Here is a 22513-nt window from a genome sequence, read left to right on the forward strand (position 1 = left end):
GGGGAGAGGGGTCGCTGTTATTGACGATTCCGCCAATCGCCAACGTTGCAAGAAGAGCGCCAAGGCTGCGGTCAGCCGTTTCTCCCCGTCACTATACGGGGAGAAACGCCAGGCAGGGCAATGAGGGGCAGCGCCTGCATCTGTAATTGGCCGATAAGAGCCTCAAACCGGCCGCTTCTTCGGTTTCTTGTTCTTCGGCGGTCCAGCCTTGTCGAATTTCGGTTTCCCGGCCCAAGGCTTTGCATCGCCGGCGGGCCGTTCCCGCTTCTCGAATTTCGGCTTGTGTGCGCTTTGCGGCGCCTCGAACGGTCGCTTGCCGCGATGCGGTTTCTTGTCCGGCTTCGGCGCCTGGTAGCCGGCCCGCGACAGGTCGGGCGTGCCGTCCAGGCGCTTCACCACGATGTTGCCCTGCAGCTTCTTGTCGGGGCCGATGGCGGCGAGGAAGCGATCGGCCCAGTCGGCCGCGATCTGCACGTAGGTCTCATCCTGCTGCATCTTGATGGAGCCGATCTCGCGCTTGGAGATGTTGCCGGTGCGGCACAGCATCGGGATCAGCCAGCGCGGCTCGGCATTTTGCTTGCGCCCGATCGACAGCGAGAACCAGACACTGTCGCCGAAGTCGTCGCGCCGGCTTGGCGCTTCATCGCGCTCGAATTTTTCGCCCGCCGGTTTGTCACGCGAAGGCGTGAACGGTGCGACATCCGTAAGCTCCTCGGGCGCCGAGCGGCTGGCGCGGCATTGGCGCACGAAGGCGGCGGCCACCTGTTCGGCGCCATGCTTGGCCAGAAGCGCGTCGATGAAGCCGCGCTCGTCCTCGGCAATCGGCTCTTCGAAGGCTGGATCGGCAAGGATGCGCTCGTCGTCGCGCTTGATGACGTCGTCGGCGGAGGGCGGGCTCGCCCATGTCGCCTTCAGCCCTGCATTCTGCAGCAGCCGTTCGGTGCGCTTGCGGGCGCCGTTGGGCACGATCAGCGCGCTGACGCCCTTGCGTCCGGCTCGGCCGGTTCGGCCGCTGCGGTGCAGCAGCGTTTCGGGATTGGTCGGCAGATCGGCGTGGATGACCAGTTCGAGATTGGGCAGGTCGATGCCGCGCGCTGCGACGTCCGTGGCAATGCAGACCTTGGCGCGGCCGTCGCGCATCGCCTGCAGCGCGTGGGTGCGTTCGTTCTGGCTGAGCTCGCCCGACAGTGCGACGACGGAAAAATTGCGGTTGTTGAAGCGTGCCGTCAGATGATTGACGGCGGCGCGGGTGTTGCAGAACACCAGCGCGTTCTTCGCCTCGTAAAACCGCAGCACGTTGATGATGGCGTTCTCGCGGTCGGGATAGGCGACATTCAGCGCCCGGTATTCGATATCGAGATGCTGCTTTTCCTCGCCGCCGGCCGAGATGCGTACGGCGTCGCGCTGATAGCCTTGCGCCAGCGTGGCGATCGAGCGCGGCACGGTGGCCGAAAACATCAGCGTGCGGCGCTGAGCCGGTGCGGCATCGAGGATGAATTCGAGGTCCTCGCGAAAGCCGAGGTCGAGCATCTCGTCGGCCTCGTCCAGCACCACGGCTTTCAGCGCCGACATGTCGAGGGAGTTGCGGGTGATGTGGTCGCGCAGGCGGCCGGGCGTGCCGACGACGATGTGGGCGCCGCGCTCCAGCACGCGCCGTTCGGAGCGCATGTCCATGCCGCCGACGCAGGACGCGACGGTGGCGCCGGTCGGCGCGTAGAGCCATTGCAATTCGCGCATCACCTGCAGAGCGAGCTCGCGCGTCGGCGCCACGGCCAGCGCCAGCGGTGCGCCAGCCTGGTCAAAACGCTCGGCGCTTCCAAGAAGGGTCGGCGCCAAAGCCAGGCCGAAGGCAACGGTCTTGCCGGAGCCGGTCTGCGCCGACACCAGCGCGTCGGCCTCGCCGAGTTCCAGCACGGCCTTCTGCACCGGCGTCAGCTCGGTATAGCCGCGTTTTTCCAGCGCCTCTGCCAGCGCAGGAACGATACGTTCGAAATTGGACATCTCACTCTTTCGGAATTCGGGGCATGGGCTCATCATGCAGCATATGCCGGGGCTGGCGCCACGCCAGCCAAACACTATTTGGGCGTTCGTACTTCTTGCGGCCGCTATTGTACAGGGCAAGCGAGTGCCTTGCCGCAATTGACTCCTGACGCAAACCGCGTAAAAGCCGGCATCGAACGGGATCATTTTCGATGCGCGGCCTTCTGATGGCTCTTCTTGCATTCGACTTCCCCGGCCACAATCATGGGGCCGGGCGCGTTGGCGCGTCTTACCGTTCCAGCAAAACTATGGCCAAAACCACCACCAAAACGGTGTGATTCCCTTGGCCTAACCACCCTCTCCCGGGTCCGGCCCGGGGGACGAAACCCGCATTGGCCGGCGGGTTTTCTCCAAAAACCAAGCGGAGAGGGACAGGAGATTTCTGATGAGTTTCAAGGTTGCGGTAGTCGGCGCCACGGGCAATGTGGGTCGCGAAATGCTCAACATACTGGAAGAGCGCGGCTTTCCGGTAAGCGAAGTCGTGGCGCTGGCCTCGCGGCGCAGCCAGGGCACCGAAGTGTCGTTCGGCGACCGTTCGCTGAAGGTCAAGACGCTCGACCAGTATGATTTTTCCGACACCGACATCTGCATCATGTCGGCCGGCGGCAACGTCTCGAAGGAGTGGTCGCCGAAGATCGGCAAGCAGGGCTGCGTCGTCATCGATAACTCGTCGGCCTTCCGCTACGACCAGGACGTGCCGCTGATCGTGCCGGAAGTGAACCCGGATGCGATCTCGCTGTTCACCCGCAAGAACATCATCGCCAATCCGAACTGCTCGACGGCGCAGCTGGTCGTGGCGCTGAAGCCGCTGCACGATGTCGCCACCATCAAGCGCGTCGTCGTCGCAACCTATCAGTCGGTATCCGGCGCCGGCAAGGAAGGCATGGACGAACTCTTTACACAGACCCGCGCGGTGTTCGTCGCCGATGGCGTCGAGGTCAAGAAGTTCACCAAGCGCATCGCCTTCAACGTCATTCCGCATATCGACGTCTTCCTCGACGACGGCTCGACCAAGGAAGAGTGGAAGATGGTCGCCGAGACCAAGAAGATGCTCGACCCCAAGATCAAGCTGACGGCGACCTGTGTGCGCGTGCCGGTGTTCATCGGCCATTCCGAAGCCGTCAACATCGAGTTCGAAAAGCCGATCACCGCCGACGAGGCGCGCGATATCCTGCGCGAGGCGCCAGGCTGCCAGGTCTTGGACAAGCGCGAGGATGGCGGCTACATCACGCCGCTGGAATCGGCCGGCGAGGACGCCACCTTCATCTCGCGCATCCGCGAGGATTCGACCATCGACAACGGCCTGTCGATGTGGATCGTCTCCGACAATCTGCGCAAGGGCGCGGCGCTCAACGCGGTGCAGATCGCCGAGCTTCTGGTCGAGCGCGGCCTGATCCAGCCGAAGAAGAAGGCGGCCTGACGGCTGGTTTGTTTTCGCTCACGGGGTTCGGCCTTCGGCCGATTCCGTTTATCGCTCACGGGCCGTATCGCCGCTGCCGCGGCTGGCCCTCCGCGGGGCGCCGGAAAGCCGGCGGCCCGTAGTCGCGGGCTCGGCCTTCGGCCGAAGCCTTCCTTCTCCCCGTTCACGGGGAGAAGGTCCCGGCAGGGGGATGAGGGCAGCGCTGACCTCTGTTGAGAAACGCCTTTGAACGATCCCACCAAAATCGTGCTGCGCCCCGCCACGGCTTTGGATGCCGCGACCATCGCCATTGTCATGCGGGCCGCACTTGGCTCGTTCTCCTGGATGCCGGTCATCCACACGCCGGATGAGGATCTTGCCTTCATCCGCGAGATCGTGCTGTCCCGGCAGCAGGTGACGGTCGCCGAGGCCGGCACCGGCATTGTCGGCTTCATTGCCCTGAGCGGCGATTGGGTGGAACAGCTCTATCTCGACCCCGCCTGGACGGGGCAAGGCATCGGCAGCCGGCTGCTGGTGCAAGCGACCGCCGCGCTACGGATCGTTAAACTGCATTGCTTCCAGGCCAACACCGGCGCGCGTCGCTTCTACGAGCGCCATGGCTTTCGCCCCGAGGCGTTCGGCGCGGGCACCACCAACGAAGAAGGCCTGCCGGATATTCTCTACGTGCGTCGAGCTTGATATTCAGCCGGCGTTATCCTTGGCCAGTTGGCGCAATAACTCCATCGCTTCCTCGGCCCGCTCAGCGGGCACGAACAGATGGTCATGATAGAAAGCAGAGACCGGATTGACGCCCATGCCGGCGGCGGCCAGCCGGGCGGTGATGGCGGCGAGGAAGCCGACGGCTTCCAGCGAGGAGTGGACGTTCAGGGTGATCATGCGGCAGCGGAACGAAGCGGTCAGCCCGGCCGCCCGTGCCGCGTCCTCGGTCACGATCAGTGTCACACCCTCGCGCTCGCGAAAGACCATCACGGGATCGAGGCCTGCCTGCCGGCTGATTCCAGGTGTGAGCGTAGCGAACACGTAGACGTCCGGCAGCAGTTCCGGCGTCATCGCCGCCAGCAGCTTTTTCAGATCAGTCTCGCCGGCCATTCGCTCGTCTCTCGCCCAGCCCTATCAATAGCCGTGACTGGTGGATGTCGATAGTCCGTCAAGGTGGAGGGACAGCGCCCCCCTCTGCCCTGCCGGGCATCTCCCCCGCAAGCAGGGAGATCGGCGGTTTCGATGCTCCGCTCATTCATGGAACATTGCCGAAGCGGTCGAGCGTGTAATCTCCCCCCTTGCGGGGGAGATGGCCGGCGGGCCAGAGGGGGGTGTGAAGGATCGCCACGCAGCGGCTTTTGCTTGCTGCTACCCAAAAAGAATCCGCACCCTGTAGGATCGCCGCCCCATCGCTCGTCCTTGGTCCGAAGCCAGCAAACGGCTCGAACCGCTTAGGAGGGAACACCGTGAGTATTTCTCAAACCATGCCCGTCTCGTCGGGCGCCCTGTGGACCGGCCGCGTGCTCAGCGGCCTCATCATCCTGTTCATGATCTTCGACGGCGTCATCAAGCTGCCGCCGCTCGATGTCGTCACCCAGACCATGGTGCCGCTCGGCTGGCCGGCCGATGTCAATGTCGCGCGCACGCTCGGCATTATCGGGCTGATCTCGACCGCGCTCTATGCGCTGCCCCGCACCTCGGTGCTCGGCGCCATCCTGCTCACCGGCTATCTCGGCGGCGCCATCGCCACAAATATGCGCGTCGGCAGCCCGTTGTTTTCGCACACGCTGTTTAGCGTCTATCTCGGCATCATCCTGTGGGGCGGTCTCTATCTGCGCGACCCAAGCGTGCGCGCCCTGATCCCGTTCAGCCGTTAAGCGAGGAGAAAAACATGCTCAGCACCATTCTCATCCTCCTGGTCGTCATCATCGCCGCCGTGCTCATCTATGCGGCGACGAGGTCGAATGATTTCGTCACCGCCCGCACCGCCCGCATCAAGGCCGCGCCGGAAGCGATCTTTCCGCTGATCAACAATTTCAAGCAGTGGCCGGAATGGTCACCCTACGAAAAGCTCGACCCGCTGATGAAGCGCACGCTGTCGGGCGCTGATGCCGGCAAGGGCGCCGCCTACGCCTGGGAAGGCAATGCCAAGGCCGGCAAGGGACGCATGGAGATCGTCAATTCCGTGCCATCCTCGCTGGTGTCGCTGAAGCTCGACTTCGAGAAGCCGTTCCGGGCCAGCAACAGCGTCGACTTCACCCTGAAGCCCTCGGGCGACACCACCGCTGTCACCTGGGCAATGCGCGGCAACCGGCCCTTCATTGCCAAGCTGATGGGCCTGTTCATGAGTTTCGATACGCTGATCGGCAAGGATTTCGAGGCTGGCCTCGCCAATCTGAAAAAGGCAGCCGAAAAGTAGAAAAGCCTGGATTTTCAACAAGCTCGGCGGCGGTCGGCACGAATGTGACCGGCGCGGACACCGCGATCTCTCACGTCATCGGGATCAAATCAGCCGTCTGGGAGTTAGAGCCGTGGCGGCGAGGACGGCGATCCGCGTGAGAGAGGAACGATAATGAAAAGAGCGATGATCATTCTGGTACTGGCGACCGCGCTGGGCGCGTGCTCGCAAACCGAAAAGGGTGCCGCGGTCGGCGGCCTCGGCGGCGCGGCGGTTGGCGCAGCTGTGGCAAATGATCCGGTTCAGGGGGCCGTCGTCGGCGGCGCCGTCGGCGCCGTGGCCGGCGCGCTGATCGGCCGTGCCAGCGAAAGCGGTCAATGTCGCTACCGCGGCCGGAACGGGCGCACCTATATCGCCAGCTGCCCCGACGGTTATTGAACACAGCCAGGTCCAACATTGGAAACCGGCGGCTATAGATCGCCGGTTTCGCTGTTGCCCAAGGCAGCTGGACCATTGGCTGCCTGCGCTACAGCAATCCCCGGATATGCTCCCAAGCCAGGCGGCCCAGGCGCGTGTCGGCGTCGTCATTGCCGCCATGGGCATGCAGCCTCGAGCGCGGCGTGATTTCGCCCGGCAGCAGAATGCGGTGGCCGGCGTCGGGCACTGAGACGAGGCAGGTGGTCATTGCGGTGTCCTGGCGACGCCGAACGATCGACTGGGCAAAATCCAGCGATGGCCATAGCGCGTCGTCGCCGCCCGCAACCAGAACAATGTCGGCTGAAATAGCTTCGACGGGAATGGCAGCCTTGGCCGCTGCGTCCTTGAAGGTTTGCAAGGCACGCAGGAAGAGCCCCCGGTAGGACACCAGACCATCGACATACTCAGCGTTCCAAGCGGGATTGCTTGGGACAAACGGCAAAGGAATCCCCTCGAGCGTCCACGACGATCGTTCCGGCCAGCTGACGCCGTCGCGGCCCGGCCCGATATTGCCCCAGACCACCGATGTCGGGCTGATCGCAACCACGAGGCCGATGCGTGGATCGTGAGCCGCCGCAAGCAGGGAGGCCTCGGCGCCTTTCGAGGTCCCGACATAGACGATGCGCCGGCATCCCATCTGGACAAGATAGTCGGTCGCCGCGAAAAACGTTTCGAGCGGGATCTCGCAAATGCCGGGCACCTGACCTTCGCCGCCAAACCATTGCAGCGCGAGAGCGGATGCTCCTTCCTTGGCAAAGAGCCGGGCCCGGGTGACGTCGATGCGGCCGCTCGATCCGCTGAGCACGACGACGCCTGTCGTGGCGCCGGCGCATCGCAACAGCGTTCCGGCTACGCCGCCGAAAAGGGTCTCTTCCGTGACGGTCCGCTCAGTCATCTTTCGTTCGAACGCATATGACATCGCCGCACATTAGCAAAACGGCGGGCACAGGCCCGCCGTTTTGTCGATGCGATGACGCGATGCTTATTCGGCGGTGGCGGCTTCCGCTTCGGCCGGGGCTGCAGCAGCGGCGGCAACGGCGGCGGCAGCGTCTTCCTGGGCCTTCTTCAGCAGAGAGGCGCGTTCCTGCGCCTTCTTGCCGGGCTCGGCCTTCTTCGGGTTGGAGCGGGCTTCGCGCTTGAGGAGGCCGGCCTCATCGAGGAAGCGCAGCACGCGGTCGGTCGGCTGAGCGCCGTGCGACAGCCAATGCTTGACGCGGTCGGCGTCGACCTTGACGCGCTCGCCGTCCTTGGGCAGCAGCGGGTTCCACGAGCCGATCGACTCGATGAACCGGCCGTCGCGCGGCGAACGGGCGTCAGCAATGACGACGTGGTAGTAAGGGCGCTTCTTCGAGCCCGCACGGGCCAGTCTGATCTTCAAGGGCATTTCATTTCTCCTAAATTTCTGATTTCAGTGTTGGGTTAATGGCTTTGTCTGGTGCAGGTCGTTGTCCCAAAACCGCTGCGCACTTTTGGGCGACATGCACTTTGTTAGCCGGTTTTGCTTGCGCCGTTGGACGCGGCGATCTGCTCGTGATGGCGGATCACTTCGCGGACGACGAAGTTGAGGAATTTTTCCGCGAAATCGGGGTCGAGATGAGCGTCCTTCGCCAGCTGGCGAAGGCGGGTGATCTGCTCCTGCTCGCGCGCCGGGTCGGCGGGCGGCAGGCCATGCTCGGCCTTGAGCACGCCGACCGCCTTGGTGCAGCGGAAGCGCTCGGCCAGCATATGAATGAGGGCGGCGTCGATGTTGTCGATCGAGGCGCGATAGCCGGCCAGGATGGTGCGTGCGTCGGCCATGTCTTTTTCTTCGTTCATAGCGTCCTCACTTCTTCTTTCCGAGGCCGGGCAGACCACCGCCGCCAAGGCCGGGAAGCTTCATGCCGCCGGGCAGACCGGGCAGGCCACCGCCGCTCGGGGTGGGCGGGCCCTTCATGCCGCCAAGGCCGGGCATCTGCTTCTGCAAGGCTTCGAGCTGCTTGGGATCCATCTTGGAGAGGTCGGGCATGCCGCCGAGGCCCATCTTGGAGGCAAGGCCGCCCATCATGCCGCGCATCAGGCCGCCGCCTTTGCCCTTGCCGCCCATCGCCTTCATCATGTCGGCCATGCCGCGATGCATTTTCAAGAGCTTGTTGATCTCGGCCGCATCCGTGCCTGAGCCGGCGGCGATGCGCTTCTTGCGCGAATGTTTCAGCATGTCCGGATTGGCGCGCTCGGCCTTGGTCATCGACGAGATGATGGCGAGTTGGCGGCCGAACATCTTGTCGTCGAGGCCGGCGGCCGCCATCTGGTCCTTCATTTTGCCCATGCCGGGCATCATGCCCATGATGCCGCCCATGCCGCCCATTTTCGACATCTGCTGAAGCTGGCCGGCAAGGTCGTTCAGGTCGAACTTGCCCGACTGCATCTTCTTGGCCATCGCCGCCGCCTGCTCGGCGTCGATGTTTTCGGCGGCCTTTTCGACCAGCGAGACGATGTCGCCCATGCCGAGGATGCGGTCTGCAATACGCTTGGGGTGGAATTCCTCCAGCCCGTCCATCTTTTCGCCGGTGCCGATCAGCTTGATCGGCTTGCCGGTGACGGCGCGCATCGAAAGCGCGGCACCGCCACGGCCATCGCCGTCCATGCGGGTCAGCACCAGGCCGGTGATGCCGACGCGCTCGTCGAAGCTTTTGGCAAGGTTGACGGCGTCCTGGCCGGTCAGCGAATCCGCGACCAGCAGGATTTCGTGCGGGCTCGACATCTTCTTGATGTCGGCCATCTCCACCATCAGCGGCTCATCGATATGGGTGCGGCCGGCGGTGTCTAGGATGACGACGTCATGACCGCCGAGCTTGGCTGCCTGGACGGCGCGCCTGGCGATGTCGACCGGGTTCTGGCCCGCAATGACAGGCAGGGTCGCGACTTTGACCTGCTCGCCGAGCTGGCGCAGCTGCTCTTGCGCCGCGGGCCGCCGCGTGTCGAGCGAGGCCATCAGAACCTTCTTGTTCTGGCGCTCGGTCAGGCGCTTGGCGATCTTGGCGGAGGTCGTCGTCTTGCCGGAGCCCTGCAGGCCGACCATCATGATGACGACCGGCGCCGGCGCATTGAGGTCGATGGCGACGCCCTCGGCGCCGAGCATGTCGACCAACTCGTCATGGACGATCTTGACGACCATCTGTCCAGGCTTGATCGACTTGACGACGGCGGCGCCGACGGCCTTCTCGCGCACCTTGTCGGTGAAGGAACGCACCACTTCCAGCGCAACGTCGGCTTCGAGCAGCGCACGGCGCACCTCGCGCAACGCCGCCGAGACATCAGCCTCCGATAGCGCGCCGCGGCCTGTCAGGCCGTTCAGGATGGAGCCAAGGCGCTCCTGAAGTGATTCAAACATTGGTCAACCCGCCGCGCGAGAGCGCCTTGGATTCATGGTGATCCCTGTCGGGCCGATGGCCCTCCACGCCTCTTGTGCGCTCCTGCAGCGATTCAAACATTCCGTTTCCTTTTTCTCAGGCACCCCGATGGTGCCCGAGAGGTAGTGCGTTCGCGCCGCTCATCCAAGCAAAGCTCAAAACCAAAAAGCACCCGGGGGCGCTCAGCGCTGCCGGGTGTTGGCCTCCAGGATCTGTTTACAGCACCCACCTCAAAAGGTTTTGGCGTCCTGGTCGGCTTGCTCGGAGGGATACTCGTCGCGGATTTCGGGGCTGTAGACAGGAAATCGGCCGAAGAGTCAAGACAAGGGCGGCTTCCCGGTCTCTGGATCGGTCCCTGTTTAGTTCACCCTGCATCCCGAGGGTCGGCCGTAACCTTCAGCGGCGAGCGCGGGTGCAGAAGCAGCAGGATCGTCAGCAAGGTGCAGACGATACCGATGGCGGCGATGATGACGGCATCCGTCGTCGTCCAGTCCGGACCTTCCAGCGGCTTGGCGTTGAACAGGGCGAAGGAATTGTAGTTCTCCTGATGCGAGATCAGCAGGAAGCCGGTGAGATTGTTGCCGAGATGGGCGCCGAAGGCGGCGCCGAGATTGCCGGTGACATAAACCACCAGCGTCAACAGCAAGGCGAAGGCGGCGATCGAGGCCAGCACGCAGGCGTTGATGGCGGGGGTCGAGCCCGGGCTCCAATGCAAGAAGGTGAACAGCAAAGCGGGCAATAGCGCCCACACGTAAGGGCTCTCGAAGCGCCTGGCCAGGCCGCGCAGCAGATAGCCGCGAAACAGCATCTCCTCGGACGAGGTCTGCAGCAGGGTCAGCGCCACGATCGGGAGCAGGAACAGCAGCCAGGTCGACAGGTTGATCGTGCCGCGGGCGATTTCGGGCTGTAGCCAGTAGAGCAGGATTTCGGAAAGCGCCGATGTGATCAGCACCGCGACCAGGCCCTTGAGGAAGCCCGACAAGGACACGCGGCGACTGGCGCCGAAAAGCGCCGAGAGCGGCTCGCCATGGACGAAACGCATGGCAAGCCAGAGGCCGAGCCAGATGCCGGTAAACGAGGTGAGTGCGGTGAGTATGCCGATGGGCGAGGCCAGAAAGCCCTGAAGCGGCCCGCGCGGGTCGTCCGGCAATACATGCCAGACGATCGCGACATAGGTGCCGCCAAGCACCACAACCAGGGTGATCGCCACCCAGAACAGGACGACGACTGCAGTTCCAATTATCAGCCGCGGCAGGTTCGTCTTTTCGGTGGCCGTGTTGCTATAGCGCTCGAAGGCGGCTGGATCTGATATCACGCGAGTTCCTCTGCCGAACGCATCGGGTTGCATGATCTAGGGGATCGTCGGCTCTCGCGCAATTGCTGCTGTTCAGCGACCCTTTTGCCGCCCTCAGCCTCGGCAGGAGGGCGGCACGAGTTCACTTGTCATTCTTTCCAGGCAAAATCAGCGCACGACGTACATGATGCGCCGTGTCTGCGGGTCGACCAGCGCCTGCTGGCCATTCACATAGACGTAGCGGTAGCGGTAGTCGGGGATTTCGCGCAGTTCGACCGTGTCGGGCAAGGTGGCACCGGTCACCACCTCGCCCTCGAGATAGACAGGATCGAGCCGGTGCGTGCTGACATAGGTGCCGACTTCCGCCGGTGGCCTGTCGATGGCGTCGACGGGGCCGTCGTCGGACAGAATCGCACCGGTATAGGTATCGGGATAATCATCCTGCGGCGGTGTAACCACGGTGATGGCGGCGTTGGCGGGGCGGCGTGTCAGAACGACCCGGTTGCCGCCGAAATCGGCCGTGACATAGTCGGAATAGACCCAGCCCTGGCCTCCGGCTTCGGCAATGGTGCACCATTTGCTGTTTTCGATGCAGCCATTGAGCGTCGCCGACTGGCCGGCGGCGAGCACGCCGATCACAGGATATTGCGGGCCGGGGCCGGCGCGCACATTAAGATCGGTGACGGCCGAGACGGCGGTATCGGCGAGTGCCGCACCCGACATCGCGACAAGCGCCCCGGCGACGGCCGGAAACAATATGCGTCTCATGGTTTCTCTCCCTTTCATGGTCCCTCGCGACACCCAACGAAACCAGAGCGCATGCGTTCCGGCTAAAATACCGACGCCAGCTCACGATTTGTTCCGGTTTCTTTCGGCAAACCGGTCAAAAGCTCATGCACGAAGCTGAGTTTCTGCGCCGTCACGTCCGAAATGACGAAGGGATAGAGGTCGGGCAGGCCCATGCAGCGGTTGATCGAGTTTGAGGCTTCCGAGAGTACCAGCCAGCGGGCGAGAATCTTTTCGAACGGCTCGGGCACGGCGTCAGGTTCCGCGGGCGCCGCCTGCAACCGGCCGCCGGTGTCGCCTTGCGGCAGCACATTGGTCTCCATCGTCTCAAGCTGGCCGAGTGGAAAATTCAGCGCGTGCACCATCTCCAGCGTGTCGGTGATGTGGAGATGGTGCGCCCAGGTCTCGGCCCAGTCTTCCCATGGATGCGACGTCGCATAGGCGGAGATGTGGTTCTGCTGCCAGTCGGGCGCAGCGCCATTGGCGTAATAGGCCTTCAGCGCCTGCTCGTAGTCGGGGCGTTCGTCGCCGAACAGCGCCCGGAAGGCATCGAGCCGTTGCGGCACGTCGCGGATGAGCCGGTCCCAGTAGTAGTGGCCAAGCTCATGACGGAAATGACCAAGCAGCGTGCGGTAATTTTCGCCCATCTCGACGCGCCGCCTCTCGCGCTCGGCCGAGTCCGCCTCGGCGACGTTGAGCGTGATCAGGCCGTTGTCGTGGCCGGTAAGGATGCGTTCGCCGCCGGGACCGCCGCCGATCGGATCGGCAATGAAGTCGAAGGCGAGGCCGATTTCATCGCCGTGCTTGTGCTTGGGCGCTACCGGAAGGCCGAAGGCGAGCAGCGAGTAGACGGCGCGCTTCTTGGCCGCCTCGACGCGTATCCAGCGGCGGCGGTTGCCGTCGACGGAGAGGTCGGGGATCAGCTGGTTCAGCACGCAGGCGCGGCAGTAGGTATGGCCCGGTTCGGCCATCCAGTTGCAGGCGCATTCATCCGCATTGGTGCAGTGGAAGATGCCGTCGACATCAGACAAGGCAAAGCGCGCATGCTCGGGATCGTAAAGCACGAGACTCCCGCAATTCAGGCACTGCGCATTCTCGAAGTAGAGGCGGTGGCCGCAATGCGGGCAGTCGAACAGTTTCATGTCGATCTCAATGCGTCAGGCGTTGGCGTATGGCGTCAGAGGAGGAATATGGTGCGGAGCGGCGCCTCGCCCAAACGCCCGCCACGGGCCGCCGTTCCATGCCCCCGTCACCTCTTTTTACCCGAGCAGCGAATTCGCCTGCCCCGCGCCCGGGCGTTTCGGCCACAATAAGCACTTGATCGTAAGCAAATTCCGCTGCATTGGCCAGCGTAGCGCCGGGGGTACGGTGACAATGGCGCGTTTCGCTGGCAAGTTCGCAACCGGGACGTGATTCAGGCAATCAGGAGAGAAAGCATGGCATTGCTTGCCAAGGGAAAGATTATTGCTGCCGCGGTGGTCGCGGTACTCGCGCTGGCGACGGGCGCGCAGGCGGCGGCCAGCTGCGGCAAGACCGGCGCGGGCTTCGAAGCGTGGAAGCAGGACTTTGCCGCGCAGGCCAGGTCCGAAGGTGTCGGCGGGAAGGGTCTGGCTGCTCTGGCCGGTGCCAGCTACGCGACAAAGACAATCTCCGTCGACCGCGCCATCCACAAGGCTTTCAGCGGTTCGGTGGACGCCTTCATGAAGCGTCGTGGCGGAGCTGCGATCATTTCCAGGGGCCGTGCGCTGAAGAAGTCGAATGCGGCGATGTTCGACAGGATCGAGAGCAATTACGGCGTGTCGCCGGGCGTGTTGCTGGCCATCTGGGGCATGGAAACCGGCTTCGGAGCCTCCCTGGGCAACCAGAACACGGTCTCCGCCATTCTGACGCTTGCCTATGATTGCCGTCGCCCGGGGTTCTTTTACCCGCATGCCATTGCGGCGCTGAAGCTGGTCGATCGCGGCGCGCTGAGCGCCTCGTCGGTTGGGGCTGCGCATGGCGAGATCGGCCATACGCAGTTCCTGCCCGGCAATGTCCTGAAGTACGGCGTCGGCAACGGAAATCTGCGCGACAAGGCGACGGCCTTGGCTTCGACGGCCAACTTCCTCAAGGCTCATGGCTGGCGGGCGGGTGCGAGCGCGAGTGCGAATATGGGCGCCATCGCCGGCTGGAATTCCGCCAGCGTCTACCAGCAGGCCATCGCCCAGATCGCCGACGCGATCGACGGCAACTGATAGAAACCTCTATTCGATGGAGAGCCCGGCCATGTGCCGGGCTCTTTGTTAATGAGAACGTCAGAATCCAATCGCTCGAAACGACTCCTGCACACTGCTCTCAATAATGCGCGTAGCCGCTCAACGGGCATTTTTGGGAGATGGGAACCTGGAAGGCGCCATCGACACCGCTGCAGTTGCGGTACTTGGACGTTCGCGGCGCGGTGGCTTTCGCCCTTGACCTGCCCTTAATGTCCACTCCTGTCGGTTGGTCCGCGTGCGCGTAGCCGCTTAACGGGCATTTCTGGGACGCGGGAATCTGGAAGGGGCCGTCAAAACCATTGCAGCTACGCAAGTTGGACGCCCGTGTCGTCTTGGCGCGCGTGGCAGCCTTTGGCCTGCCTTTAATGTCCACCGAGGTCGGTTGGTCGGAATGCGCGTAGCCGCTTAACGGGCATTTCTGGGACGCGGGAATCTGGAAGGGGCCGTCAAAACTTTTGCAGGTGCGCAACTGCGGTGCTGCCAGGGCCTGCGATCCGCCAAAGACGATTGCGGCCGAAAGCAAGAGAAAAATACTGGTCTTCATTGTCGAACTTCCTCTGTCCAGCACGTAATTTAGATCGGACCGCTGTCAATCGCCTTTGATGACCTTCCAGATGTCCGTGGACTGGTCGAACTGGAGGCGGTTTATGTCGGAGAAGGTCAGCCGGCCGCTCTTCATGGCATCGACAAGGCGCCGGCATAGCAAAGGCGGCATGCCTTCCAGGGAAACGCCCATGAAAGCGGCGATCTCGTGTTTGGCCGATATGTTCGATATGGCCACCTTGCTGATGCAGCGCTCGTACGCCGCCTTGGGATACTCACTCACTTGCTCCTGTCCGGTTTGGCAACCGGCAAGCATGGCGGCCATTGCAGGCAACACTAAAAACCACGGCTTCATGTCAAATGCCCCCATCGATCATGATGAGAGGCTAGATACGGCTGCGCAAATATCAAGCATTAAAAGGCGGGTACGTCTTTTGCAATAGTTGGGCGCAAATAAAACTAGGCATCTCCGCCGGGTTTCCTGGAATAGTAGTTGGGCTCAACCCTTGCGGTTGCGCGCGGCCAGCGTTCTCAGCCGCAGCGCGTTGAGGCGGATGAAGCCGGCGGCGTCCTTCTGGTCGTAAGCGCCGCGGTCATCCTCGAAGGTGACCAGCGCGTCGGAATAGAGCGTCTTCTTGGATTTGCGGCCGGTGACCATGACATTGCCCTTGTAGAGTTTCAGGCGCACCGTGCCTTCGACGTCTTCCTGGCTCTTGTCGATCATCGCCTGCAGCATCAGCCGCTCGGGCGAGAACCAGAAGCCGTTGTAGATCAGCTCGGCGTAGCGCGGCATGAACTCGTCCTTGAGGTGGCCGGCGCCGCGGTCGAGCGTGATCGATTCGATGGCGCGGTGGGCGACGATCAGGATGGTGCCGCCGGGGGTCTCGTAGACGCCGCGCGATTTCATGCCGACGAAGCGGTTCTCGACCAGGTCGAGCCGGCCGATGCCATTGTCGCGGCCAAGATCGTTAAGCGCCGTCAGCATGGCAGCCGGCGACAGTTTCTTGCCGTTCAGCGCGATCGGGTCGCCCTTCAAGAATTCGATTTCGATCTCGGTGACCGCGTCCGGCGCCTCCATCGGCGAAACGGTACGCTGGTGGACGAATTCCGGCGGCTCGCTCCACGGGTCTTCCAGAACCTTGCCCTCGGAGGACGAGTGCAGGAGGTTGGCGTCGACCGAGAAGGGTGCTTCGCCGCGCTTGTCCTTGGCTACCGGGATCTGGTGCTGCTCGGCGAAGTTGATCAGGTCGGTGCGCGACTTGAACGACCAGTCCCGCCACGGCGCGATGACCTTGATGTCGGGGTTCAGCGCATAGGCGGAAAGCTCGAAACGGACCTGGTCGTTGCCCTTGCCGGTGGCGCCATGCGCAATAGCATCGGCGCCGACCTCCTGGGCGATCTCGACCAGGTGTTTGGAGATCAGCGGCCGGGCGATCGAGGTGCCGAGCAGGTAGGTGCCTTCATAGACGGCATTGGCGCGAAACATCGGGAAGACGAAGTCGGCGACGAATTCCTCGCGGACATCGACGACGCGGATATCCTTGATGCCCATCATCTCGGCCTTCTTGCGCGCCGGCTCCAGCTCGCCACCCTGGCCGAGATCGGCGGTGAAGGTGACGACTTCGGCGCCGAGCTCGGTCTGCAGCCATTTCAGGATGATGGAGGTGTCGAGACCGCCGGAATAGGCGAGCACGACCTTCTTGACGTCTTTTGTCTTGGGCATTGCTGGGGACATTTTGGCGGTTCCGCGATGAGTTTCGCGGGCGAGGTATCACGGCATTTCCGGCCAGCGCAAGGGATGAACGGGCTCCGGCCGCCGCAGCCGCTGGACCAGATGCCACGCCAGTCAGTTGCTGGCGTGAGCGGGGAGGCTGCGTTATAGACCGACGATCATTCGCCAGGGCCTACCGATGTCCTTCATTCCCGACACCACCACGCTGGTCCAGTTCGCCATCGCCACCATGATCCTGGCGATCACGCCGGGGCCGGATATGACGCTGTTCGTCTCGCGCACACTGAGCCAGGGCCGCGCCGCCGGCTTTGCCTCGCTGGCGGGTGCTCTGTTCGGAACGCTGATCCATACAACTTTGGTGGCGGTCGGCATCTCGGCGCTGATCGTCGCCTCGCCAATGGCCTTCCTGGTGCTGAAAGTCTTCGGCGCCGCCTATCTGGTGTTCCTGGCCTGGCAGGCAATCACCAAGGGCTCGGCGTTTTCACCGCAGAAGAAGAACGGGCCGCAGATTTCGCTGTTCCGCAGCTGGGCCGCCGGACTCGGCGTCAATTTGCTCAACCCGAAGATCATCCTGTTCTTCATGACGTTTCTGCCGCAGTTCGTCTCGGCTCACGATCCGAACGCGCCGGGAAAACTGTTCTCCCTCGGCCTCATGTTCATCGTGCTGTCGATCCCTGTGACGGCGCCGATGGTGTTTGCCGCGGAAAGGTTTTCGGCGGCGATGAAGGCCAGCCCGCGGGTGACGCGGGTGGTAGACTATCTCCGGTGTGTTTTCGGCCTTCGCGCTCAAGATCCTGACCGCTCAGGCGAAGTAGCGGCCTGCCACCAGCTTCCGGCCCAGCGGCCGGCGCTTAGCCAGTAGAAGATGCCGCCGACCATGCCGCAGCCGATCACCGCGGCGATGGCGTGCGGTTTGGTGACGTCGAAATCCACGTTCTGATGAACGAAGCCGAGGAAGGCCGCGGCCACGACGCCGCCCGCGAGTGCATAGAACAGCCAGTCGCGGCGGCTGAGGACCTCGGAGATCAGGATTGCGACCACCGCCGGTATGAAAGCGAAATAGGCGACAAACAGCGCCACGAACGGAATCGAAAAATGGAGCGCCGTGGCCATCATCGGGTGCGCATCGTCCGGCTTATAACCGACGGAGGCCAGGAACAGCACGTTGAGAAAGGCGCTCGCCGCCAATGAGGCGACGACATAGCCGAACAGGATGACAGCGAAACGGAGGATATAGGCGAAGAGGCGGCTCACGCCTCGCCATGCCCCGCAATCATCATGGCTTCCAGCGCCAGGCGGTCGACCTTGCGCATGCGTTCGGAGTCCGATTTGAGCTGCCCGCAGGCGGCCAGGATGTCGCGGCCGCGCGGCGTGCGGATCGGCGAGGCATAGCCGGCATTGTTGATGTAGTCGGCAAACTTCTCGATCGTCTCCCAGTCCGAGCACTGATAGTTGGTGCCCGGCCACGGGTTGAACGGGATCAGATTGATCTTGGCTGGAATGCCTTTGAGCAGCTTGATCAGCCCCTTGGCGTCCTCGATGGAATCGTTGACGTCCTTCAGCATCACATATTCGAAGGTGATGCGCTTGGCGTTGGACAGGCCGGGATAGGCGCGGCAGGCCTCGATCAGTTCCTTCAGCGGATACTTCTTGTTGATCGGCACAAGCAGGTCGCGCAGATCGTCATTGGTGGCGTGCAGCGAGATCGCCAGCATGACCCCTATCTCCTCGCCGGTGCGGAAGATCTCGGGCACCACGCCGGAGGTCGAGAGCGTAATGCGGCGCTTCGACAGCGACAGTCCGTCGCCGTCGGAGGCAATCAGCAGCGCCTTCTTCACCGCCTCGAAATTGTAGAGCGGCTCGCCCATGCCCATCATGACGACGTTGGAGACTTTTCTGCCCTCGGCAGGGACGATGGCGCCGTCGGGTGTGTCGCGGTCGGGGAAATCGCCGAGCCGGTCGCGGGCGGTGAGCAATTGCGCCAGGATCTCTTCCGCCGTCAAATTGCGCACCAGCTTCTGCGTGCCGGTGTGGCAGAACGAACAGGTCAGCGTGCAGCCGACCTGCGAGGAGATGCAGAGCGTGCCGCGGCCTTCTTCGGGGATGTAGACGGTCTCGATCTCGACGGGACGGCCGGCGCCGCGCGGCGGAAAGCGGAACAGCCATTTGCGCGTGCCGTCGGAGGAAATCTGCTCCTCGACGATTTCGGGCCGGGCGACGGTAAAATGCTTGTCGAGTTCGGCGCGCAGATCCTTGGAGATGTTGAACATGCCGGCAAAATCGGAGACGCCGCGCACATACATCCAGTGCCAGAGCTGTTGGGCGCGCATTTTCGCCTGGCGCTCGGGCACGATGCCGGCACTGATGAGGGCCTCGCCGAGCTCGGTCCGGGTCAGGCCGATCAGCGACGGCTTCTCGGGCGTGGCGCGGGTGCGCAACGCGTCGCGTGCGCCCTCATTGGTGAGATCGAAGGAAATGGTCATATCAGTGCCGATATAAGCGAATTGCGGCCGATTTCATCCATCGTGCCGAAAAGAAGCGCGGCGCATAGCACAGGTTGCGGCGAGAGTCATGCGGCGGGAACCGCGCTAATTTAGCCTACTTGCACTTGGCGATCGACGTCAGCGCGGCCGAGATGCCTTTCAGCGAAAACACATAGGTTGTCGGATTGCCGCGGCCAGACTTCGCCGAGACCTTCATGTCGGTGCCAGTCTTCATGGCGGCGATCAGCACAGGCTCTTCGGCGGCGTTCTCGACCCAGGCCGACTTGCCGCGGGTGAACATCGAGAACGTCTTCTTGTCGATGGTGACGGTGGCCTTGGAGCCTTCCTGGAACGTGTAGCCGGCGATGAATTGCGGCTCGTAGGACACTTGCTGGCCCGGCCGCTGGCTGACGAAGAAGAACATGTCGCCGTGATCGAGCGTCGGCGGCTGCTTGTCGGTCGGCACGGTGAGCACATAGCAGACCTTGCCGCCCTGCGCCTGGTAGCTGTAGGTGCCCCAGGCATTGTGCTGGCCGATCTTGGTCGCCTGCTGCGCCAGCGCCGGCGCGGCAAAAGCCACCAGGACCAGGCTCGAGACTAGTGCAATCAATCCGCGCATCGCTTTTCCCGTATTCCAAATGGTGCGGGGCAGGCCGGCTTGGCGTCCTGCCCGTCGCTTCATTTTGATTTAATCTGGGTTACCAAACGGTGAATTTCCCTCGGAAAAGGACATTCACCCATGGAAACCACCGCCATTTCCGCGCCGCTTCTTGAAAAAACGGCTTTCGCAATGTCCCTGCGGCGACTTGGAGGCCACGAAAGCGGCAAGAGTTTGACTTTTCCAACGGCCGCAGCGGAACCCGAAGCCAAGCCGCTATCGTCCTGTTTGAGCGGAGGATTTCTTCTGAACCCAGTTGCCAACGCGACGCCGATTCAGCTCTTGTCGGCGATCGCCTCCTTGGCGGCCTTGCGGTGCGCAGGGGTGATATGGGCGCTTACCGCGGAGATCGCGGCGGTCAGCACGGCGATGTCGTCGGTGAAGCCGAGGCCGAAGACGAAATCGGGTATGACGTCGACCGGCAGCACGAAATAGCCAAGCGCTGCCAGCAATATGCCCTTGGCACGCAAAGGCGTCTTCCTGTCGAGCGCGCAATAATAGCCGGCGACGACCTCTTCCATGAACGGAATCTGCCGGGCGGCCTTCTTGGCCGTGCGCCAGAATTTGGCGCGCACTTCACTCTCGTCGCCGAGCTTGCTGCCGAAGCCGAAGAAATCAAAACCGGGCTGCTGCGCCATCAATCCTCTCCTTGCCGGCCGTCGCGCTACGCGTTGCGCGCGGCCGCCACGGAAAATGTGGTGAAAGTCCCGGTCCACTGCAAGAGGATGGCGCCGATTTGGCGTTGCCGCCCCAGCGTTCAGCCGCCTGCATACCCATTCATCTTCTTGGCCAGCGCGATGTCGAGCGCGGTGACACCGCCGGCATCATGGGTGTTGAGCGTCACGTCGACAGTCTTGTAGACGTTCGACCAGTCGGGATGATGGTCCATCTTCTCGGCGGCCAGCGCGACGCGGGTCATGAAGGTGAAGGCTTCGGAAAAATTCTTGAAGACAAAGCTGCGCTTGAAGGAGGCGCCATCGGCTGCCTGCGACCAGCCAGGCAGTTCGGCCAGTGCGGCGGCGATGGCGTCCTTGCTGAGTTTCTCTCTCTTCATGATGATTTCCCGTGCTATCCCAGATATCGACCCTCACCATAATGCAAGTCGCCCAAAAGTCCTTTGCGTTTTGGGCTTCCAAATGCACGAACGGCGCATATCGAATGAGCGTAAAGCCGATAAATTCCATACTCTTCGTCTGCCTCGGCAACATCTGCCGTTCACCCCTGGCCGAAGGCGTGTTTCGCGCCGTGCTGGCGGAGCGCGGCCGCGACATGGTGCTGGACGATATTGTGCTGGACTCTGCGGCGACCGGCGGCTGGAACCTCGGCGAAGCGCCCGACCCGCGCTCGATCACGATTGCGGCCCGCCACGGCATCGACATATCAGGGCAGCGGGCACGCAAGGTCAGGCCGGGGGATTTTTCGCGCTTCGACCTGATCCTCGGCATGGATAGGCAGAATGTCCGCGACCTCAAGGCGTTGGCGCCAGCCGGTGCGCGCGAACGTATTCATCTCTTGGCAGAGTTTGCGCAGGGCAAAACCCGCGACGTGCCGGATCCCTATTATGATGGGGCCGAAGCGTTCGCTTCGGTCTACCGCATGATCCGCGAAGCGTCGGAGGCGCTGGCGACGAGATTGGTGGCGCGGGCGTCGACGCCGGAGAGCGGCCACGCCTCCTCGACAATGTAGGGACCGCCGCCGACCGAATCGCGCGACGACATCAGCACGAAGCGGCCGACGCGAAACGGTAGCGTCGCAAAATTGCCGCGCGCAGACAGGTACTGGGCGACGTCGAGCGGGCTCGAATTGCGCAAGCGTGCCAGCGTAACATGCGGGGTGAACTTGCGCGGGTCGGCGGGCAGGCCGAGCCGCTGGCAGATGCGGTCGATTTCGCTCTGCAGCGCCGAAAGGTCGGGCGAGGCGAAGACGCCGGCCCAGACGGCGTGCGGCTTCTTCTGGCCGAAAGCGCCAACTCCGGACAGGGTGAGCGAGAAGGATGGGCGGTGCACCCGGTCGAGCGCGTTGGCGATTTCGTCGGCGATATGGCCTTCGACGTCGCCGATGAAGCGCAGCGTCAGATGGTAGTTTTCGACATCGATCCAGCGGGCTCCGGGCAGGCCGCCCCTGAGCAGGGACAGCGAAAGAGCGGCGTCACGAGGTATTTCGAGGGCGGTGAAAAGACGCGGCATGGTGAGCCTCCCTTCCTCGAATCGAACTGTGCCCCTAGCGAATCATCGATAGTCAAACGGGGCAAGTGGTTTGTTGGTTGCAGGCATTTTTACGAACAGGCGACCCGGGCCCTCTGCAGCCCGGTCTTTTGTTTCAAAGTTCGCGCGAGGCGAACGCCGCGTTATTCTCGTCAGGCCGGCGTTCAACCGCCACCCTGAACTGCCGCAACAGCCTTCTCCACGGCGGGCAGGATGCGCTCGACCATCACTGCGACGCCCTTCGGATTGGGATGCAGGCCGTCCTCCAACTGCAGGCCGGACTGTCCGGCGACGCCATCGAGAAAGAACGGATAGAGCGGCACATCGTATTTCGCGGCCAGCTTTGGATAGATCGCATCGAAGGCGTTCTGGTAGTCGGCGCCGAGATTGGGAGCGGCGCGCATGCCGGCCAAAAGCACCGCGATCTTGCGCGCTTTCAGCTTCGCCAGCATGTCGTCCAGGTTCTTTTCCGTAATGCTGGGCGAGACGCCGCGCAGCATGTCGTTGGCGCCGAGTTCGAGGATAACCAGCCTTGTCCCATCCGGCACCGACCAGTCAAGCCGCGCCAAGCCGCCGCTCGAGGTGTCGCCTGAAACGCCGGCGTTGGCTACGGTGACGTCATGGCCTTTGGCGCGCAGCGCAGCTTGCAATTTGTCGGTAAAGCCATCGCCAGGCCCGAGGCCGAAACCGGCCATCAGGCTGTCGCCGAAGCCGACGATGGTGAACGTCTCGGCGCGCACGGACGAAATGGCGCCGCAAAGGGTGACGAAAAGGACGAGCCCTGCGGCATTCAAGCGTTTGAAAGATATCTTGCGTTTGAAAGACATGTGGCAGGCCCCATATACCCGAGGAATT

The 22513-nt window shown here is 63.0% G+C and carries 26 protein-coding genes and 1 pseudogene; 8 read left to right on the forward strand and 19 right to left on the reverse strand.

What is annotated here, in order from left to right:
• Positions 1 to 162 precede the first annotated feature (162 nt).
• Positions 163 to 2001 (reverse strand): DEAD/DEAH box helicase, encoded by a 1839-nt coding sequence (locus X771_RS154560; protein WP_023687654.1) that lies wholly within the window; start codon positions 1999 to 2001, stop codon positions 163 to 165.
• Positions 2002 to 2425: 424 nt separating this feature from the next.
• On the opposite strand from X771_RS154560, the gene X771_RS154555 reads away from it, so the two are divergent.
• Complete coding sequence (locus X771_RS154555; protein ID WP_023671698.1) at positions 2426 to 3460, forward strand: aspartate-semialdehyde dehydrogenase; 1035 nt, start codon at positions 2426 to 2428, stop codon at positions 3458 to 3460.
• A gap of 225 nt (positions 3461 to 3685) precedes the next feature.
• Positions 3686 to 4138: a GNAT family N-acetyltransferase gene (locus X771_RS154550; protein WP_023671699.1), complete on the forward strand. Its 453-nt coding sequence runs from the start codon at positions 3686 to 3688 to the stop codon at positions 4136 to 4138.
• Between the two features lie 3 nt (positions 4139 to 4141).
• Here X771_RS154550 and X771_RS154545 read toward each other — a convergent pair whose 3' ends face one another.
• Positions 4142 to 4549: an ACT domain-containing protein gene (locus X771_RS154545; RefSeq protein ID WP_023671700.1), complete on the reverse strand. Its 408-nt coding sequence runs from the start codon at positions 4547 to 4549 to the stop codon at positions 4142 to 4144.
• A gap of 356 nt (positions 4550 to 4905) precedes the next feature.
• On the opposite strand from X771_RS154545, the gene X771_RS154540 reads away from it, so the two are divergent.
• From X771_RS154540 to X771_RS154530, 3 genes are all read left to right on the forward strand, one after another.
• Entirely contained in the window at positions 4906 to 5316 is a 411-nt protein-coding gene (locus tag X771_RS154540; protein WP_023687655.1) for a DoxX family protein, read from the forward strand.
• A 14-nt stretch (positions 5317 to 5330) separates the two neighbouring features.
• Entirely contained in the window at positions 5331 to 5858 is a 528-nt protein-coding gene (locus X771_RS154535; protein ID WP_023687656.1) for an SRPBCC family protein, read from the forward strand.
• Between the two features lie 153 nt (positions 5859 to 6011).
• Positions 6012 to 6275 (forward strand): YMGG-like glycine zipper-containing protein, encoded by a 264-nt coding sequence (locus tag X771_RS154530; RefSeq protein ID WP_023687657.1) that lies wholly within the window; start codon positions 6012 to 6014, stop codon positions 6273 to 6275.
• A gap of 88 nt (positions 6276 to 6363) precedes the next feature.
• On the opposite strand, the gene X771_RS154525 is transcribed toward X771_RS154530, so the two are convergent.
• The 7 genes from X771_RS154525 to X771_RS154495 all read right to left on the reverse strand — a co-directional run bounded on the left by X771_RS154525 (position 6364) and on the right by X771_RS154495 (position 12925).
• A complete protein-coding gene (locus X771_RS154525) occupies positions 6364 to 7209 on the reverse strand; it encodes an acyl-CoA thioester hydrolase/BAAT C-terminal domain-containing protein (RefSeq protein WP_023687658.1) in 846 nt (281 codons plus the stop codon).
• Positions 7210 to 7296: 87 nt separating this feature from the next.
• Positions 7297 to 7698 (reverse strand): 30S ribosomal protein S16, encoded by a 402-nt coding sequence (gene rpsP / locus X771_RS154520; protein WP_023671705.1) that lies wholly within the window; start codon positions 7696 to 7698, stop codon positions 7297 to 7299.
• A gap of 104 nt (positions 7699 to 7802) precedes the next feature.
• A complete protein-coding gene (locus tag X771_RS154515; RefSeq protein WP_023671706.1) occupies positions 7803 to 8129 on the reverse strand; it encodes a chorismate mutase in 327 nt (108 codons plus the stop codon).
• 7 nt (positions 8130 to 8136) lie between these two features.
• Entirely contained in the window at positions 8137 to 9684 is a 1548-nt protein-coding gene (gene ffh, locus X771_RS154510; RefSeq protein ID WP_023687660.1) for a signal recognition particle protein, read from the reverse strand.
• Between the two features lie 383 nt (positions 9685 to 10067).
• Positions 10068 to 11018, reverse strand: a complete 951-nt coding sequence (locus X771_RS154505) for a type II CAAX endopeptidase family protein (protein WP_023687661.1) — start codon at positions 11016 to 11018, stop codon at positions 10068 to 10070.
• Positions 11019 to 11165: 147 nt separating this feature from the next.
• Entirely contained in the window at positions 11166 to 11765 is a 600-nt protein-coding gene (locus X771_RS154500) for a DUF1236 domain-containing protein (RefSeq protein ID WP_023671709.1), read from the reverse strand.
• A 62-nt stretch (positions 11766 to 11827) separates the two neighbouring features.
• Positions 11828 to 12925, reverse strand: coding sequence for a putative zinc-binding metallopeptidase (locus X771_RS154495; RefSeq protein WP_023687662.1), 1098 nt, complete (start codon positions 12923 to 12925; stop codon positions 11828 to 11830).
• 294 nt (positions 12926 to 13219) lie between these two features.
• On the opposite strand from X771_RS154495, the gene X771_RS154490 reads away from it, so the two are divergent.
• Positions 13220 to 14017, forward strand: coding sequence for a lytic transglycosylase domain-containing protein (locus X771_RS154490; protein WP_023687663.1), 798 nt, complete (start codon positions 13220 to 13222; stop codon positions 14015 to 14017).
• Positions 14018 to 14117: 100 nt separating this feature from the next.
• On the opposite strand, the gene X771_RS154485 is transcribed toward X771_RS154490, so the two are convergent.
• The 3 genes from X771_RS154485 to X771_RS154480 form a co-directional block, all read right to left on the reverse strand.
• Positions 14118 to 14582 (reverse strand): hypothetical protein, encoded by a 465-nt coding sequence (locus tag X771_RS154485; RefSeq protein ID WP_023687664.1) that lies wholly within the window; start codon positions 14580 to 14582, stop codon positions 14118 to 14120.
• 45 nt (positions 14583 to 14627) lie between these two features.
• Complete coding sequence (locus X771_RS0133745) at positions 14628 to 14936, reverse strand: hypothetical protein (protein ID WP_156935980.1); 309 nt, start codon at positions 14934 to 14936, stop codon at positions 14628 to 14630.
• Between the two features lie 144 nt (positions 14937 to 15080).
• Positions 15081 to 16304: an argininosuccinate synthase gene (locus X771_RS154480; RefSeq protein ID WP_023687666.1), complete on the reverse strand. Its 1224-nt coding sequence runs from the start codon at positions 16302 to 16304 to the stop codon at positions 15081 to 15083.
• A gap of 187 nt (positions 16305 to 16491) precedes the next feature.
• Between X771_RS154480 and X771_RS0133750 the strand changes: the two are divergent.
• Positions 16492 to 17128 (forward strand): annotated as a pseudogene (locus X771_RS0133750) (LysE family translocator).
• Here the strand turns inward: X771_RS0133750 and X771_RS154475 are convergent.
• The 5 genes from X771_RS154475 to X771_RS154455 all read right to left on the reverse strand — a co-directional run bounded on the left by X771_RS154475 (position 17100) and on the right by X771_RS154455 (position 20508).
• Positions 17100 to 17567, reverse strand: a complete 468-nt coding sequence (locus tag X771_RS154475) for a hypothetical protein (RefSeq protein WP_023687667.1) — start codon at positions 17565 to 17567, stop codon at positions 17100 to 17102. The pseudogene X771_RS0133750 and the gene X771_RS154475 overlap by 29 nt on opposite strands.
• The gene (rlmN, locus tag X771_RS154470) at positions 17564 to 18796 is read right to left on the reverse strand and encodes a 23S rRNA (adenine(2503)-C(2))-methyltransferase RlmN (RefSeq protein ID WP_023687668.1); all 1233 of its coding nucleotides are present in this window, start codon (positions 18794 to 18796) and stop codon (positions 17564 to 17566) included. Before rlmN ends, X771_RS154475 begins: the two co-directional genes overlap by 4 nt.
• 115 nt (positions 18797 to 18911) lie before the next feature.
• Positions 18912 to 19415: an invasion associated locus B family protein gene (locus X771_RS154465; protein WP_023671718.1), complete on the reverse strand. Its 504-nt coding sequence runs from the start codon at positions 19413 to 19415 to the stop codon at positions 18912 to 18914.
• 314 nt (positions 19416 to 19729) lie between these two features.
• Positions 19730 to 20092 (reverse strand): YkvA family protein, encoded by a 363-nt coding sequence (locus X771_RS154460; RefSeq protein WP_023687669.1) that lies wholly within the window; start codon positions 20090 to 20092, stop codon positions 19730 to 19732.
• A gap of 119 nt (positions 20093 to 20211) precedes the next feature.
• Positions 20212 to 20508: a 4a-hydroxytetrahydrobiopterin dehydratase gene (locus tag X771_RS154455; protein WP_023687670.1), complete on the reverse strand. Its 297-nt coding sequence runs from the start codon at positions 20506 to 20508 to the stop codon at positions 20212 to 20214.
• A gap of 104 nt (positions 20509 to 20612) precedes the next feature.
• Between X771_RS154455 and X771_RS154450 the strand changes: the two genes are divergently transcribed.
• The gene (locus X771_RS154450; RefSeq protein ID WP_023687671.1) at positions 20613 to 21140 is read left to right on the forward strand and encodes a low molecular weight protein-tyrosine-phosphatase; all 528 of its coding nucleotides are present in this window, start codon (positions 20613 to 20615) and stop codon (positions 21138 to 21140) included.
• On the opposite strand, the gene thpR is transcribed toward X771_RS154450, so the two are convergent.
• Both thpR and X771_RS154440 read right to left on the reverse strand, forming a co-directional pair.
• A complete protein-coding gene (gene thpR / locus X771_RS154445; RefSeq protein ID WP_023671722.1) occupies positions 21044 to 21640 on the reverse strand; it encodes an RNA 2',3'-cyclic phosphodiesterase in 597 nt (198 codons plus the stop codon). The two genes, X771_RS154450 and thpR, sit on opposite strands and share 97 nt — an antisense overlap.
• A gap of 182 nt (positions 21641 to 21822) precedes the next feature.
• Positions 21823 to 22467, reverse strand: a complete 645-nt coding sequence (locus X771_RS154440) for an arylesterase (RefSeq protein ID WP_023687672.1) — start codon at positions 22465 to 22467, stop codon at positions 21823 to 21825.
• Positions 22468 to 22513: the final 46 nt, after the last annotated feature.

This window comes from Mesorhizobium sp. LSJC269B00, assembly GCF_000502815.1.
In the GTDB taxonomy this organism is placed as follows: domain Bacteria; phylum Pseudomonadota; class Alphaproteobacteria; order Rhizobiales; family Rhizobiaceae; genus Mesorhizobium.